Below are 14955 nucleotides of genomic sequence, written 5' to 3'. Positions count from 1 at the left end.
GTGTTTCCCGGAATGGATGGTCAGCGGACGGACGGCGACAGGACGGACAGCGAGTCCGCCGCGCGCGGGCTGGCGTCGAGGCCGAGGACGGCGTCGGCGATGCGCGCCGCGGCGGTCTCGTTCACGGCCATGGCGGCGTTGCCGCGGTACTTGTCCACGATCTCGGCGTTGGACAGCGGGCGGTCGGCGGCGCCCCGGTTGATGTGCTCGCGGTGGCGCAGCTCGCGCCCGTCGTCGAGCGTGATGACCAGCTCGCCCGAATAGGCCTTGGGGAAGGGCGAGTCGGGGTCGTGGCGGTAGGACACCTTCGACGCGATGTCGAGGATCGCCGCGTCGCCCAGCGCGTCGTTCTCCAGCTCCGCCAGGGTCAGGCGCCCGCGCACCAGCGCGGCGGCGACCAGGAAGGGCACGCTGAACTGCGCGTCGTAGGAGTTGGACGGCCGCTTCTTGTTGGCCTCCGGCTCGCAGACGGTCTTGACCACCTGCTCGGGCACCAGCGCCTCGATGCGGCGGATGCGCGCGAGGTCGAGGCCGTCGCGGCGCAGCTCCAGGGCGGCGTCCACGCAGGCGTGGGTGAAGTGGCAGGCCGGATAGGGCTTGATCGCCGTCGCCATCAGCTCCCACGTCTCGCCGAGGCCGGCGGTGGCGATGCCCAGCTCGGCGCGCCCGGCCTCCTTGCCGAGATAGGCGTTGAACAGGCCGAAGCGGCCCTCGTAGGGGCGGGTGACGCCGTTGAAGCCCTCGCGGGCCAGCGCCGCCGCGGTGATGCCCGCCGCCGCCGCCCAGCCGGGATGCAGGCGCTTGTTCCAGGCGCCGTCCTCCAGGAACTCCAGGCTGCCGCTCGCCATCGACAGGGCGATGCCCTGGGCGGCGGCCATCTGCGCGCGGGTCAGGCCGAGCAGACGGCCGGCGGCCAACGCGCAGCCGAACACGCCGATCATGCCCGTCGGGTGGAAGCCCACCTGATGGAAGCCGCCGCGCGCCACCGCGCCGAGCCGGGCCGCCACCTCGACGCCCAGCACGTAGGCGGTGACCACGGAACGGCCGTCCGCCCCGGTCATCGCCGCCGCCGACAGGACGGCGGGCATCACGCTGGCGGTCGGGTGGATGACGCCGCCGATGTGGGTGTCGTCGTAGTCGAGGCCGTGGCAGAGCAGCCCGTTGACCGTCGCCGCGTCGCGGGCGGGCAGCGAGGCGGGCATGCCGATCACCGGCACCGGCCCCTCCCCCGCCAGCCCGCGCAGGGCGGTCAGCGTCTTGTGGGCAAAGTCGTAACGCGTCGAGGCGAGCGCGATGCCCACGGCGTCCAGCATATGGTGCGGCGCGCGGGTGCGGACCTCCGCCGGGATGGCGTCGTCGGGGGTATCGGCGACGAAGGCCGCCAGCGTGTTGGCGATGGATGTGGTGGTCGGATCGGTGGCGGGCATGGTTCCTCCCTTTTGTTCTTTTCAGGCCATCTGTCGGTTCCGGATTGTGCGGATCAATCGCCGATGCCGTGGCCCCGCTTGGGGACGAGGCTGGCCCGCTCGAAGGTCACGAAGACCGTGCCGTCGGCCTTGTAGCCCTCGGTGTAGGTGGTCACGATGCCCTGGGTCGGGCGCTTCTTGGATTCGCGGACGTCCAGCACCTTGGAGCGCGCGTAGATCGTGTCGCCGGGGAAGACCGGGGCGACCAGCTTGATCTCCTTCCAGCCGAGGTTGGCGACGGACTTGTAGGAGACGTCGTCCACCGTCATGCCCAGCACCATGGCCAGCGTCAGGCCGCTGTTGACCAGCGGCTTGCCGAACTCCGACTTCTCGGCGAAGGCGTGGTCGCAGTGCATGGGGTGGCGGTTCATCGTCAGCAGGCTGAACTGGATGTTGTCCGCTTCGGTGATGGTCCGGCCGGGGCGGTGCTCATAGACATCGCCGACGGTGAAATCCTCAAGGTAGCGGCCAAGGTCGGCGACGATGGTCCGCGGTTCCTGAACATCGGGCATGGGCGGGCGTCTCTTGTCTGCGGATCGGAGGGATGATTGCGGGGCGCCGATCATTTCAAGGTGACATGTTCAGCGCGTGTGATAGCATGTTGTACGTACAAATAACACGCCCCCTCACCCTTGGAAAGCGTTTTCATGCCCAACAATCCGCAGAACGCAGCAACGGCGCCGGAATCGCCGGTCCGCCGCTCCTACCTGTTCGTTCCCGGCGCCCGCCCGGACCGTTTCGCCAAGGCCCTGGGGGCCGGCGCCGACGCGGTCATCATCGACCTGGAGGACGCGGTGGCCCCCGGCGACAAGGACAGCGCCCGCGCCGCCATCGGTGCCTTTCTTCGGGAACATGACGGCGCGGGCGGCCCGGCGGTTTTCGTTCGAACCAATTCGGTGCGCAGCCGCACCGGCCTGCTCGACATCCTCGCGCTGACCGATCTGCCGGACGGCGCGGCGCCGCGCTGGGCGGGAATCCTGCTGCCGAAGGTGGACGGGGCCGAGGACGTCCGGCTGGCCGCCGGGCTTCTCGACGAGCGCGGCCTGCCCGGCGCGCTCGGCGCGCTGATCGAGAGCGCCGACGGGCTGGAGAACGTCATGGCGATCGCCGCGGCCTCCCCCCGCCTGTCCTTCCTGATGTTCGGCGGGGGCGACCTGTCGGCGGAGCTGCGCGTGCCGCTGTCCTGGGAGCCGCTGGTACAGGCCCGCACCCGGATCGTGCACGCCGCCGCCCGCTTCGGGCTGGACGCGCTGGACATGCCGTGGATCGCGCTGGACGATGAGGAGGGCTACCGCCAGGAGCTGGCGCGCAGCGTCCTGCACGGCTTCACCGCGCGCTCGGCCATCCACCCCAAGCAGATCGCCGCCATTCACGACGCCTACACCCCGTCGCCGGAGGCGGTCCTCCGCGCCGGGCGGGTCCTGGCCGCCTTCGAGGCCGCGGGCGGCGGGGTCTGCGTTCTGGACGGCAAGCTGGTCGAGCGGCCCCTGGTGCTGGGGTCCCATCGAATCCTGGCATTGGCCCGCCGCGCCGGAATGCTGTAGCCAGGGATTGCCCGTTCATGCGCCCCGCGCCATCGCCACTTGTCCGGACTCCCATGACCACGCAAGAAACCCCGCCCGCCCCCTTTCCCCTCCTGCTGGCGGAGGTGACCAGCGTCCAGACCGTCGCCACCCTGTCGGTCCTGACGCTGGCGACGGTCGCCCCGCTGGCCGCGGCCTCGCTGGGGGTGGGGTCGGAGGCGGTCGGCTACCAGATCAGCGTCATCTACAGCGCCGCCGCCCTGGTGTCGGCCTTCGCCGGGCTGGTGGTCCGCCGCTGGGGCGCCGGGACGGTGGGCGTCCTGGCGCTGGCGCTGGGGCTGATCGGTTGCCTGGGACTCGCCACCGGCTATTTGTGGGTCGCGGCGCTGGCGTCGGTGCTGCTCGGCATCGGCTACGGGCTGGTCAACCCCTCCTCCTCCCACCTGCTGAACCGCTTCACCCCGCCGGCCCGGCGCAATCTGGTCTTCTCGCTGAAGCAGACCGGCGTGCCGCTGGCCGGCGTGCTGGCCGGGCTCACCCTGCCGGGGATCGGCGAGATCGCCGGCTGGCGGGGAGCGGCGCTGGCGGTGGCCGCCATGTTCGCCCTGCTGCTGGTCATCTTCGCGCCGGGCCGCCGGGTGTGGGACGACGACCGCAGCCCCGGCCTGCCGATTCGCGGCAACCTGATGGAGGGGCCGAGGCTGGTCTGGCGGGTGCCGGCGCTGCGCGGCTTCGCCCTGATGGGCTTCTTCTTCTCGGCAATCCAGCTGTCGCTGATGGCCTTCACGGTGAACATGCTGGTGCACGATCTGCACTGGTCCATCGTGTCCGCCGGGCTGGCCGTGTCGGTGATGCAGGCGGCGGGGGCGGCCGCGCGAATCGGCTGGGGGCTGCTGGCCGACCGGCTGCGCTCCGGCGTGGCGGTGCTGGGCGGCATCGGCGGGCTGTCCGCCGCCTCCGCCCTGGCCACCGCCGGCCTGGGGCCGAGTTGGCCGGTGCCCGCGGTGATCGGCGTACTGACGGTGTTCGGCGTCGCCGCCATCGGCTGGAACGGCGTGTTCCTGGCGGAGGTGGCGCGGGTCGCGCCGAAGGGCACGGCCAGCACGGCGACGGGCGGCGCCTTGATGTTCACCTTCTCCGGCGTGGTCGTCGGGCCGGCGCTGTTCGCCACCCTGTTCAACACCGTCGGCAGCTATGGCGAGACCTTCGCCCTGATGATGGCCTTCCCGCTGGCCGGGGCGGCGGCCGTCCTGTTCTGGTCGCGCCGCAAAACATAAGGGCGGCGCGGGATCAGCTCATCGCGCCGAGTTGTCCGTACAATAATGTTGGCGTACCGCACAGTTTTCCCCTATGATCGTTCGGACAAGCGGGCCAGAAGCGTCCGAACGCAATCATGGGAGGGAAGCCGATGTTCAATCCGTCACTGTTCAGGCCGTTCTGGGCGAAGACGCTGCTGGTCGGCATGACCGTGGCCGGGCTGGCCGCCGGGACGCCGGGCCAGGCCCGCGCGCAGGCGGCGCCGGTCGAGATGGTGATGACGGACGAGATCGCGACGTCCCACTGGACCGCCAAGATGATGGACGAGTATGCGGCCCTCATCGAGGAGCGCTCGCAAGGCCGCATCAAGCCGAAGGTCTTCCATTCCGGCACGCTCTACAAGGACAAGGACGCCGTCGCCGCCCTCGGGTCGGGCGCCGTGCACATGGTCTGGCCGGTCAGCGTGCAGCTTGAGAGCATCGCCCCGCAGTACGGCGTGGTGAACCTGCCCTTCGCCGTCACCGACGCCGCGATGTCCAAGCCGGAAACCGCGCAGGAGGTCTCCAAGCTGCTGTCCGGGCTGGTGTCCGACAAGGGCATCCGCGTCATGGGGCTGATGCGCACCGCCGACCTGATCTTCCTCTTCAAGGACAAGGAGGTCGACTCCGTCGGCGACCTGAAGGGCAGCAAGATCCGCCTGACCGGCGGCCGCGTCCTACAGCTTCTGATGCGCGACTTCGGGGCCAGCCCGGTGTCGATGCCCGCCTCCGAAATGGCGGCTGCGCTGATGCAGGGGGCCATCGACGGCATCTACACCTCCGCCGGCGGCTGGGAGATGGTCGGCACCAACGCCGCCAAGGTCGCCTCGCTGGTGCCGGGCATGAGCCTGCTCACCTACTCGGTCCTGGTCGACGACAAGTGGATGAAGGGCCTGCCCGACGACCTGCGCCAGGTGGTGGAGACGACCACCAACGAGATCATCGCCAAGCAGTGGCAGCGCGCCATCGACGCCGACAAGAAGACCATGGACCAGATGATCGCCCAGGGCGGGCGTCTGGCCGTGGCCCCCGAGGCCGAGCAGGCGAAGTTCCGCGAGATCGCCAACAAGGTCAACCAGGACTACGTCCGGCGTTACCCTGAGATCTGGAAGCAGTATCAGGCCATCGTCGGCAACAAGAGCTGAGGCGATCCCCCTCGCTTCACCTCGCGGTGCGGGCGGCGTTCCGGAAGGAGCGCCATCCGCACCGTTTTTTTATGCGTGCTCAGACCGACCGCATGAGGCCGCCGTCCACCCGGATGTTCTGCCCGGTGATGTAGCCGGCCCCGTCGGAGGCGAGGAAGGCGACGGTCGCCGCGATCTCCTCGCTCTTGCCGTAGCGGGCCATCGGCACGCCCTGGCGCCGCTCCTCGGTCGCCGGCAGGCTGTCGATCCAGCCGGGCAGCACGTTGTTCATCCGCACATTGTCGGCGGCGTACTGGTCGGCGAACAGCTTGGTGAAGGAGGCCAGCCCGGCCCGCGCGACGGCGGAGGTCGGGAACATCGGGCTCGGCTCGAAGGCCCAGGCGGTCGAGATGTTGATGATCGTCCCGCCCTTCTGCCCGACCATGACCGGGGTCACCAGCCGCACCGCCCGGACGACATTCAGGAAATAGACCTCGATCCCCTTGTGCCAGTCCTCGTCGGTCAGTTCCAGCAGGCCTTTTCGCGGGCCGTGGCCGGCGCTGTTCACCAGCGCGTCGATGCGGCCCCAGCGCTCCATCGTCCGGGTCACCAGACGCTCCAGATCCTCGGCGGACTGGTTCGAGCCGGTCACGCCGATCCCGCCCAGTTCCTCGGCCAGGGCCTCGCCCTTGCCGGAAGAGGACAGCACCGCGATCTTGAATCCGTCCGCCGCGAGGCGCCGCGCCGCCGCGGCCCCCATGCCGCTGCCGCCCGCGGTGATGATGGCAACCTTATCGCCCATGATTCGTCATCCCTCTCCTGCCGGAACGGTTCGTCCGTTCCTTCTCTCCTTCTGTATCGCACCGGACGCAGGACGGGGCCAAGGGAAGCGTGCGTGTGGCTTCGGGCGCCGATCAAGGACAGCGCCGGATTCAGGGCCGGTCAGAGGGTGAGCAGGAAAGCCAGAGACGCGACCGGAGCCGCCGTGACGAAGCCGACGGCGACGAAACGCTCGACCGGGCTCCAGGACGCCCAATCCCGCTGAAGCGAGGACAAGAACGACTTCATGATCCCTCACGGACCGGCTGATGTTGCAATGCATATAAGATACGGTTTCCGAGGGCGTTCGTGCCAGGGGCGTGGCTTCCGTATCGCGAAATATCGGGGGGTGATGCAGCCCTGCCACAGGCCGGAAAGCGGCACTCCAAAAGGGCTTCGCCGAGCCGGCGCCGTCAAAGGTTGCCCATCGGCCACAGGGACCGAGGGGCGGACAAATCACGGCGACGCCCCGCCGCTCTCGCCGAACAGGGCGAGAATGCGCGCCGCCGCCTGCTCCGGCGGGATCGAGGCGATGCAATGCGCCTCCGCCGCCGTGCAGCTTTCCGGTGGACAAGGCGGAAGCGCCGCCGCGGGCCGCAACACCAGCGCCCGCGCGCACCAGGGGCGGAAGCGCTCCGGCGCGTGGAAGTGGTTGGGGTCCCCACCTTCCGGATGGCAGGAGAAGACGGCAACCGGCACGCCCATGGCGGCCCCGAGATGGGCCGGGGCGGAATCCATGGCGATCAGCCCCGCCGCCCGCTCGATCACCGCTGCCGCCAAGCGCAGGCCGGTCCGCCCGGTCAGGTCGATCACCCGCCCCGGCAGGGCCGAGGCGATCCGGTCCGCCGCCGCCCGCTCCAGCTCCGTGCCGAGAACCGCCACCCGCGCGCCGAGCGCGATCGCCACCACGGCGACCACCGCCGCCAGCCGCTCCGGCGGGTATTCGCGGCGGACAGCGGCGGCCCCCGGCGCCACGGCGATGATCCGCTCCCCCACCGCATCAGCCAGCCGACGGGCCGCCTCCTCCCGGTCCTCCGCGGTCAGGCGCAGTTCCACCCCGTCGCCGTCCGGTTCACCGCCGGCGAAGCGCAGCAGGGCGAGGGTCTGCTCCACCTCGTGGCGTCCCGGCGGGGGCGTCAGCCGGTGGGTGTAGGCGCGGTCGAAGCCGGCGTTGCCCGACGCCTTCCAGGGCGTGACCGTCTCGGAGAATCCAACAACGGCGCGGGCGCGGCTGTTCGCGGCGAGCGCCGTGGCGCCGTGGCGGTCGAAATCGTAGCGGGGGACCAGAGTCAGGTCGAAGCCGGCGCGGAACGCCTCCGCGAAGGCCGCCGCACCGCCCGGCGTGACGCCGCGCAGGTCGATGCCTCCGCCCGGCTTCGGCTGCGGCGCCACCACCGCGTCGACGTGCGGGCAGGTCTCGGCGAGGTCGGCGACGGCGGGGCGCACCGCGAGCAGGATGCGCGCCTGCGGCGCCGAAGCCCGCAGCCCGCGCAGGAAGGGTGTGGCGAGCACGAAGTCGCCCGCCTCGTCCAGCTTGACCACCAGGATGCGCCGGGCGGACGAAAGGTCGAACACGGCGTCCGTCATGCCGGGCTCATGTCGATGCGGGCGGGCGGCAGGCCGGCGCACCAGCGCCGCCACGCCAAGCGGTAGCCGGCTTCGACCGCCCGGACGTACCCCGCCTCGTCCATCAGGGGGGAGCGCGCCATCCGCTCGCGCAAGCCCGCGCGCTGCGCCGCCAGGAAGGCGCGGTCGGTGGCCAGCCGGACGGCGAGCGCCACGTAATCGTCCTCGCGCTCCACCACCAGCCCGCCCAGCCCGACGCTGCCGAGCATGGTGGCGCCCCAGCGGGAGATCATCGCCTCCCCGGCGATGGACAGCACGGGAACCCCCATCCACAGCGCGTCGCAGGTCGTCGTGCCGCCGTTGGCGAAGACGGGGTCCAGCGCGCAATCGAGCAGCCGGTAATCCTCGTAGGGGTCCGGGGCGGTGCCGCGCAGCAGCAGCCGCGACTCCTCAACCCCATGGGCGGCGAAGGCGTCCAGCACCCGCCGCGCCACCCCGCCGCCGGACAGCCCCCGCCATTTCAGCATCAGCCGCGCCTCCGGCACCGCCGCCAGCACCCGCCCCCACAGCGCCAGCGTCGAGGCGTTCAGCTTGGTCAGGTTGTTGAAGGAGCCGAAGGTGAACACCCCCGCCATCTCCACCGGCGGACGGTCCGGCGGTGTCACAGCGGACTCCGCAGGGCGGTAGCACAGCACGCTTCCCGGCAGGCGGATCAGCGTCTCGGTGTGCAGGGCGTCGGCGTTCGCCGCGGCGAAGCGGTGGTCGGAGAACTGGTAGTCCATGGCCGTCAGCCCCGTCGTGTTCGGGTAGAGCGGCAGGCTGACCTGGACCGGCGCCGGGCGGCGGATGAACAGCGGCATGCGGTTGCGCGACATGTGCCCGCCGCAGTCCACCAGCACGTCGATGCCGTCCGCCCGGATCAGCCGCTCCAACTCGCCGTCCGGCAGGGCCGCGACGGGGCGCCAGCGGTCGGCCAGCGCCGCGAAGCGGTCCGTCGCCGCGTCCTTCGGCAGGTCGGCGTAATAGCAGGTCACCTCCACCGCCGACCGGTCGTGGCGCTCGATCAGCGGCAGCAGGAAGTGATAGCCCGGCCCCGGGTAGCGCTGGAAATCCGGCGACAGGTAGCCGACGCGCAGGCGGCGCTCCGGGTTGCGATTCACCGCGTCGAAGCGCGGAACGGCGGGCGGCAACGGCATCACGGCGCGCTCGAACCGCCGGTGCTCGTCGAACACTGCGCCGAGGTCGGCCTCTTCGGCGAAGCACAGGCAGAACAGCAGGTTGGAACGCACCTCCGCGTCCTGCGGCGCGCGGTCCAGGGCGGCGCGCAGGGCGGCCACCGCCTCGCCGTGGCGGCCCAGCGCCATCAGGGCGACGCCCAGGTTGGAGCTGGCCAGCGCCTCCCGCTCCGCCGTGCGCAGGGTCAGCGCCCGCCGCAGCAGGGTCAGCGCGTCGTCGAAGGCGCCCGCGTCGATGGCGTGGGATCCGAGGTTGGTCCAGCCGGCCGCGCCGTCGGGCTGCAGGGCCAGCGCGCGGCGGAACCACGCCCGCGCTTCCTCGGGACGCTTTGCCCGGTGCTCGACGGCCCCGGCGTTGAGGGCATGGCCGGCCTCCTCCGGGTCGGCGCGGACGGCGCGGCGGGCAGCGATCATGGCTTCCTCCATCGCACCCAGGGCCGACAGCGCCATGCCCAGCCCGGTCAGCGCCGTCGCGGAGCCCGGGGCGAGCGCCAGGGCGCGCCGGTAGCAGCGCGGCGCCGCCGCGGGATGCCCCCGCTCCTGCCAGAGGTTGCCGAGCACCAATAGAGCGTCGGGAGCCGGAGCCAGCACCGCCGCCCGCTCCAGCCACGCCGCCCCCTCGCGCCACGGCCCCGCTGCGGCCAGCGCCGCGCCCAGGATCTTCGCGCCTTCGCCATGGCCCGGCTCCAGCGCCATCAGCCGGCGCCCGGCCTCGACCGTGCCGCCCATGTCGCCCAGCGCGTGGCATAGGCCGGTCACCTGCTCCTGCGCCTGGACCAGCAGCGGCGCCAGGGCGGCGGCGCGGCGGAAGGCGGCGAGCGCGTCGCGCGGACGCACGGCATCGCGCAGCGCCGCCCCCTGGTTGTAGACCGCCAGCACCTCGCCGGGGGCAAGCGCCGATGCCCGCCCGTACCAGTCCGCCGCCAAGCCGGGCCGCCCCAGATCATACAGCGCGTCGGCCAACGCGTTTACGGCCTCGCCGTCTTCCGGCGCCAGCGCCAGCAGGCGGCGGAAGGCTCGTGCTGCGGCCTCCGCACGGCCCAGCTTGGTTTGGGCGGCGGCCTCCAGCCGGTGATGGTCGGGGACCAGCGGGGCGAGGCGGGCGGCGTGGCCGTAGGCATCCGCGGCATCCGCCCAGCGCCCGACAGCCTCCAGCACCCGGCCCAGGTTGAGGCGGAAGACCGGCTGGGCGCCGTCCTGCGCCACCGCCTTGCGGATCAGCGCGATCCCGGATTCCGGATCGCCGGTCTGCGCCGTCAGCAGGCCCAGCAGATGCAGCGCGTCGCTCTGCTCCGGCATCTGGCGCAGCACCCGCTCGTAGAGGGGCCGCGCCTCTACCAGCCGTCCGTTCTGGTGGTGGGCGACGGCCTGCGTCAGCGTCTTCTGGAGCGTGGCGGGGGAAGAATCGCGGCTGGCGCTCATGACGGTCCGTGTGTCTGGCCCGCTGACGGGATTGGGGGGACGGTGTTTCGGGACGCGCAGTGTAGCGCGCCCACGCGGCCGCGGGTACGAATGCCTTGGCGTCGCCGGGATCGACCGGCCGCAAATTTTCGCTCCGGACCGCGCAGGAGGTCCCAAGCGCCCGCGTATCACCACCAGCAGGGTTCCTGGAGCCGGCCGGACGGCCCCGGATTCAGGCCAGGGCCCGGGAAGGAGCAGAGGATGGCCGCGTGGCGGTGATCGACGAGGATGACGACGAATCGCTGATGGCCGAAACGGCCGCGGGGAACCGGGCGGCCTTCGACCGGCTGACCCGCCGTCACCTGCGCCGGAGCCTCGCGCTCGCCCACCGGGTGGTCGGCAACGCGAGCGACGCGGAGGAGGTCGTGCAGGACGCCTTCCTGCAGATCTGGACGCACGCCGACCGCTGGCGCGGCGACGGCACCCGCTTCTCCACGTGGCTTTACCGGATCGTCGTCAACCGCTCGATCGACTACCGCCGACGCAGGAGCTTCCAGCCCTTGGACGACGCGGTGGAGGTGGCCGACCCGGCCATCGGCGCCGACGGGCTGCTGGCGGAGCGCCAGCTCGGTGCGGCGGTCGACGCGGCGATCGCCGCCTTGCCGGATCGGCAGCGGGCGGCGCTCAGCCTGTGCTACTACCAGGAGATGAGCTGCGCGGAAGCATCGGAGGTTCTGAAGGTCTCGGTTTCGGCCATGGAAAGCCTGCTGGTCCGGGCGCGGCGTATGGTCCGCACCCGTCTCAACTCCCTGATCCGTCAGAAGGACGGCGACGAGAAATGACACTCAAAGAGTTTAAGCGCTTCGCCGACCTCTACGGCGGCGACATCGACCGCTGGCCTGCGACGGACGGCGTCGATGCCCTGACCCTTCTTGAAGACTCCGCCGAGGCACGGGCCATCCTGGCCGACGCCGCGGTGCTGGACGCCCTGCTCGACCGCGCCGCTCCGGCGGTGGACGAGGACAGCGTGCGGCGGGTGATGGACGGCATCGCCGCGCGGCTTGACGCGCCGCCGGTGGAGCGTGCCCCCGCTCCCTGGACCCTGTCGGCACCGCCCATCCGCTTCTGGCCGGCCGCGGGATTCCTCGCGGTCATGGGGATGACGGGATTCCTTGCCGCCGCCCAGGGAGTCCTGCCGGTGCAGAGCGCCCAGGCGAACGGTTACGCGGAGGTGGTGGTGAACAGCAGCTATCTGGGGGCGATCCGATGAGCCGTCCCATCGCCGGTCCAGCCGCCCCGCGCCGCTGGCCCTGGTACCTGCTGGTCGGCTCGCTCGGCATGAACATGCTGTTGGGCGGCATCCTGGCCGCGCAGGCGCTGCACCTCATGCCCCCACCGCCGCCGCCCGATCCCGGCCAGGGAATCGCACGCTTCGTCGAACGGGCGGAGCGCGCGCTGTCGCCTGCCGACGCGGCGATCCTGCGGCGCGGCTACGAGGCGGAGCGCACGTCGATCGAGCGCATGCATCAGAACATGGAGGCGATGCGCCACCAGATTCGCGAGAGCATAAAAGCCCCAATCTTTGACCCGGACGGCCTGCGCCTTTCGCTCGAACAGGCCCACGCGACGGAGGCCGAATTGCGCGGCCGGATGGACAGCCGCGTGATCGAGGTGCTCGGCCAACTGTCGCCCGAGGGGCGCCGCAAGCTGATGGACATGGGGCCGCCCCGCTAAACGGGCTGTCCGCCAAGCGTCAGACGGGCGGCGGCGTTGGCGGCGCCCATGGCGAGCGCCGCCTCACGGGCGGTCAGGCCGCGGGCGTCCCGTGCGTCGGGATCGGCGCCGCGGGCCAGCAGGAACTCCACCATCGCGACACGGTCGAACATGGCGGCGGTCATCAGCGCCGTCCGCCCGTCCGGCCCGCAGCCGTCCACGGCGGCGCCTTCCTCCAGCAGAACCCGCAGCACCGCCTCATCCCCCTTGAAGGCGGCGGCGGCCAGCGGGGTCTGCCCGCGGTCGTTCGCCAGCTCCGGATCGGCGCCGTGGCGCATCAGGTTGCGGGCCAGCTCGGCGTGGCCGTGGTAGCTGGCCAGCATCAGCAGGCTGTCGCCCTTGTCGTTGCGCAGGTTGGCCGGCAGGCCCATCTCCAGCAGTTCCGTCAGCTCTGCGGTGCCGCCGGAGCGCGCCCAGTGGAACAGCTTGCCGGCGAAGGCGATGGTGTCCTCGTCGAGTTCCCGGCGCGGCTCTCCCTGCGCTCCCATGGCGGCGCTCCCCCGGTCAAGGTTTCGGCTCAAACCGGGGAAACAGCCGCCGCAGCGCTTTGTTGCATTGTCCCATCGCGCGCCTCCTCCAACAGCCAGCCGCGGAAGGCGGCGACGGCCGGACGATCCTGCATCCCCTCCGGGCAGACGAACCAATAGCTGCCGGACGACGCCTCGATCTCCGGGAAGGGCAGGACGAGCCGCCCGGCCGCCACATCCTCGGCGCACAGCATGCGGTCGGCGACGGTGGCGCCCATGCCGGCGGCGGCGGCCTGCATCGCCGGGTCCATGGCGTCGAACACCGCGCCCTGGCGCAGCGCCTCGAAGAAGGGCAGCCCCGCCGCGGCCAGCCAGGCCCGCCAGTCCTGCCCCTCCGAACAGCCGTGCAGCAGCGGGATGGCGCCGAGGTCCATCGGCACCCGCAGCCGCTCCGCCAGAGCCGGCGGGCAGACCACCGTCAGGCGTTCCGGCAGCACCTCCACGGCGGAGACGCCGGGCGGCACCTCCCGGCAATAGGGGATGGCGGCGTCGAACTCCTGCGGGTCGAACTCAAGCCCGCTGGTCCAGGCGACGGTCACCCGCACCTGCACGTCGGGGTGGCGCGCCTGGAAGCGGACCAGCCGCGGCATCAGCCAGCGGATGCCGAAGGAGAAGGCCACCCTGATCCGCAGGTCCCGCCCCCGCGCCGCCAGCCGCGCCGCCGTGCCGGCGATCCGGTCGAAGGACTCCGACAGCACCGGCAGCAGGGCGCGCCCGTCGTCGGTCAGCTCGACCCGGCGGGTCAGCCGCCGGAACAGCGGCACGCCCAACCACTCCTCCAGCCCCATGATCTGCCGGCTGACCGCGCCCTGCGTCACGCACAGCTCGTCCGCCGCCTTGGAGAAACTCTCGTGGCGGGCCGCCGCCTCGAAGGCGCGCAGGGCGTGAAGGGGCGGCAGGGCGCGCCGCATCGGATGCTCCATGGATGACTTTCGCTCATCCATCTTATGAGAAAGCATGGTTTGTCGTCCACGCACCGACGCGCGATTTTCCGGCTTCGAGGAATGACCGACCGGCGGGAGGGCCGCATGACGAGCATGAGCGGAACGCACGACAAGCGGCGCAGCGGAGCGACCGCCGACCCCACCGCCGGCTCCTGGCTCGCCCGCCTGACCGGCTGGCGGGAGCGGCGGGCGCTGCGCCGTGCCTTGGCCCGCATGGACGCGCATCTCTGGGCCGACCTCGGCTTCGACGAGGCGGCGGCGCGCGAGGAGATGGACAAGCCCTTCTGGAAAGGATGAGCGGACCGACGGATCAGGGCGGCCGGTAGGCGCTGCCGTCCTCGGCGCGAGCGGGGGCGTCGACGTAGGTCCCGTGGTCCGGTACGGCGATCCGGTCGAAATCGCGGGCAAGCTCATGGAGCGCCGCCCGCATGCCGCCGCCCCGCATGGCGGGACCGTGGCCGGTGACCACACGGTCGGGCTCCAACCCAGCCAACACAACCACAGAGTCCCCCGCCTTCTGCCAATCCGTCGTGTAGTACATGGGCGGGCCGTGCATCTCCGGGTCCTGCATGGCCACGGCGTAGGCGGATTCCTGGCGTGTCGTGATGAAGGCGTCGCCCGCGATGAGGCTGCGGTCCGCCGCACGCCAGAAGGAGACGTGTCCGGGGCTGTGCCCCGGCGTCGCGAGCCAGCGCCATCCCGGCATGCCCGGCACGCTGCCGTCCTCCGGAAGGCGGCGCAACCGGCCGCCCACATTCACCGGTCCGCGGGGGTAGAGCGGCGCCATCAGGGACATCAGGCCGCCGCCGACCGACGGATCGGGCGGTGGGTAGGACGCGCTGCCGTCGAGATAGGGGTGCTCCAGCCCATGGGCGTAGACCGGCGCGTCCCAGCGCTCGGCCAGTTCCTCAAGGGCGCCGACATGGTCGAAATGCCCGTGGGTCATCACGATGGCCGCGGGCCGCGAGTCCGGCCCGAACCGCTCCGCCGCCGCCTTGGCGATGAGACCCGCCGTGCCCATCACGCCGGCGTCGATCAGCACCCATTGACGGTCATTGCCGGGTCGGTCGCTGTTGGGCCGGTCGCCGGACCCCGGCGCACCGACGAAGACCACGTTGACGATGGCGAGCCGCCGGTAGGCCAGATCGGGGGCGATCTCGTGCGTGCCGTCGTCGCGCGCCCGGTCCCGCTCCGGATCGTCGGCCCGCCCCGCGGAATCGAGAGGGATCTGCCGCGCCATGCGCCGTCCTCCGTGCTGCGATGGGTGAGGGTCGGCACCGCT

The 14955-nt window shown here is 71.7% G+C and carries 16 protein-coding genes; 7 read left to right on the top strand and 9 right to left on the bottom strand.

The features are described 5' to 3' along the window. Nucleotides 1–20: 20 nt before the first annotated feature. Nucleotides 21–1427: an MmgE/PrpD family protein gene (locus FBZ83_RS19360; protein WP_145687110.1), complete on the bottom strand. Its 1407-nt coding sequence runs from the start codon at nt 1425–1427 to the stop codon at nt 21–23. A 53-nt stretch (nt 1428–1480) separates the two neighbouring features. Next, entirely contained in the window at nt 1481–1978 is a 498-nt protein-coding gene (locus FBZ83_RS19355) for a MaoC family dehydratase (protein ID WP_094306085.1), read from the bottom strand. 135 nt (nt 1979–2113) lie between these two features. Between FBZ83_RS19355 and FBZ83_RS19350 the strand changes: the two genes are divergently transcribed. From FBZ83_RS19350 to dctP, 3 genes are all read left to right on the top strand, one after another. Then, nucleotides 2114–3010, top strand: coding sequence for an HpcH/HpaI aldolase/citrate lyase family protein (locus FBZ83_RS19350; RefSeq protein ID WP_145687108.1), 897 nt, complete (start codon nt 2114–2116; stop codon nt 3008–3010). A gap of 53 nt (nt 3011–3063) precedes the next feature. After that, a complete protein-coding gene (locus tag FBZ83_RS19345; protein ID WP_186466135.1) occupies nt 3064–4266 on the top strand; it encodes an MFS transporter in 1203 nt (400 codons plus the stop codon). A gap of 131 nt (nt 4267–4397) precedes the next feature. After that, nucleotides 4398–5429: a TRAP transporter substrate-binding protein DctP gene (gene dctP / locus FBZ83_RS19340; protein ID WP_145677815.1), complete on the top strand. Its 1032-nt coding sequence runs from the start codon at nt 4398–4400 to the stop codon at nt 5427–5429. Between the two features lie 79 nt (nt 5430–5508). On the opposite strand, the gene FBZ83_RS19335 is transcribed toward dctP, so the two are convergent. The 4 genes from FBZ83_RS19335 to FBZ83_RS19325 form a co-directional block, all read right to left on the bottom strand. Then, on the bottom strand, nt 5509–6210 hold the full coding sequence (locus FBZ83_RS19335; RefSeq protein WP_211101678.1) for an SDR family oxidoreductase: 702 nt from the start codon (nt 6208–6210) through the stop codon (nt 5509–5511). Nucleotides 6211–6350: 140 nt separating this feature from the next. Next, nucleotides 6351–6476, bottom strand: coding sequence for a hypothetical protein (locus tag FBZ83_RS32370; protein WP_257722163.1), 126 nt, complete (start codon nt 6474–6476; stop codon nt 6351–6353). A gap of 207 nt (nt 6477–6683) precedes the next feature. Further along, nucleotides 6684–7814 carry a glycosyltransferase family 9 protein gene (locus tag FBZ83_RS19330; protein WP_145687102.1) on the bottom strand — a complete coding sequence of 377 codons (1131 nt, stop codon included), beginning with the start codon at nt 7812–7814 and terminating at the stop codon, nt 6684–6686. Beyond that, nucleotides 7811–10450, bottom strand: coding sequence for a tetratricopeptide repeat protein (locus FBZ83_RS19325; RefSeq protein WP_145687100.1), 2640 nt, complete (start codon nt 10448–10450; stop codon nt 7811–7813). Before FBZ83_RS19325 ends, FBZ83_RS19330 begins: the two co-directional genes overlap by 4 nt. Nucleotides 10451–10698: 248 nt before the next feature. On the opposite strand from FBZ83_RS19325, the gene FBZ83_RS19320 reads away from it, so the two are divergent. From FBZ83_RS19320 to FBZ83_RS19310, 3 genes are read left to right on the top strand one after another with little or no spacing between them, the layout of a single operon-like run. Beyond that, nucleotides 10699–11271, top strand: a complete 573-nt coding sequence (locus FBZ83_RS19320) for an RNA polymerase sigma factor (RefSeq protein WP_247888377.1) — start codon at nt 10699–10701, stop codon at nt 11269–11271. Then, entirely contained in the window at nt 11268–11699 is a 432-nt protein-coding gene (locus FBZ83_RS19315; protein WP_145687098.1) for a hypothetical protein, read from the top strand. Before FBZ83_RS19320 ends, FBZ83_RS19315 begins: the two co-directional genes overlap by 4 nt. Then, the gene (locus tag FBZ83_RS19310; RefSeq protein ID WP_145687097.1) at nt 11696–12163 is read left to right on the top strand and encodes a periplasmic heavy metal sensor; all 468 of its coding nucleotides are present in this window, start codon (nt 11696–11698) and stop codon (nt 12161–12163) included. Before FBZ83_RS19315 ends, FBZ83_RS19310 begins: the two co-directional genes overlap by 4 nt. Here FBZ83_RS19310 and FBZ83_RS19305 read toward each other — a convergent pair. Beyond that, a complete protein-coding gene (locus FBZ83_RS19305) occupies nt 12160–12690 on the bottom strand; it encodes an ankyrin repeat domain-containing protein (protein ID WP_145687095.1) in 531 nt (176 codons plus the stop codon). The genes FBZ83_RS19310 and FBZ83_RS19305 overlap by 4 nt on opposite strands. 29 nt (nt 12691–12719) lie before the next feature. After that, complete coding sequence (gcvA, locus tag FBZ83_RS19300; RefSeq protein WP_247888376.1) at nt 12720–13652, bottom strand: transcriptional regulator GcvA; 933 nt, start codon at nt 13650–13652, stop codon at nt 12720–12722. A 105-nt stretch (nt 13653–13757) separates the two neighbouring features. Between gcvA and FBZ83_RS19295 the strand changes: the two genes are divergently transcribed. Beyond that, entirely contained in the window at nt 13758–13970 is a 213-nt protein-coding gene (locus FBZ83_RS19295) for a DUF1127 domain-containing protein (protein WP_145687090.1), read from the top strand. A 13-nt stretch (nt 13971–13983) separates the two neighbouring features. Here the strand turns inward: FBZ83_RS19295 and FBZ83_RS19290 are convergent, their stop codons facing one another. Continuing rightward, nucleotides 13984–14913 (bottom strand): MBL fold metallo-hydrolase, encoded by a 930-nt coding sequence (locus FBZ83_RS19290; protein ID WP_145687088.1) that lies wholly within the window; start codon nt 14911–14913, stop codon nt 13984–13986. Nucleotides 14914–14955 lie beyond the last annotated feature (42 nt).

The organism is Azospirillum brasilense (genome assembly GCF_007827815.1).
GTDB lineage: Bacteria > Pseudomonadota > Alphaproteobacteria > Azospirillales > Azospirillaceae > Azospirillum > Azospirillum brasilense_C.
Note: the sequence above shows the minus strand (reverse complement) of the source record. Positions and strands in the feature narration are given on the sequence as shown.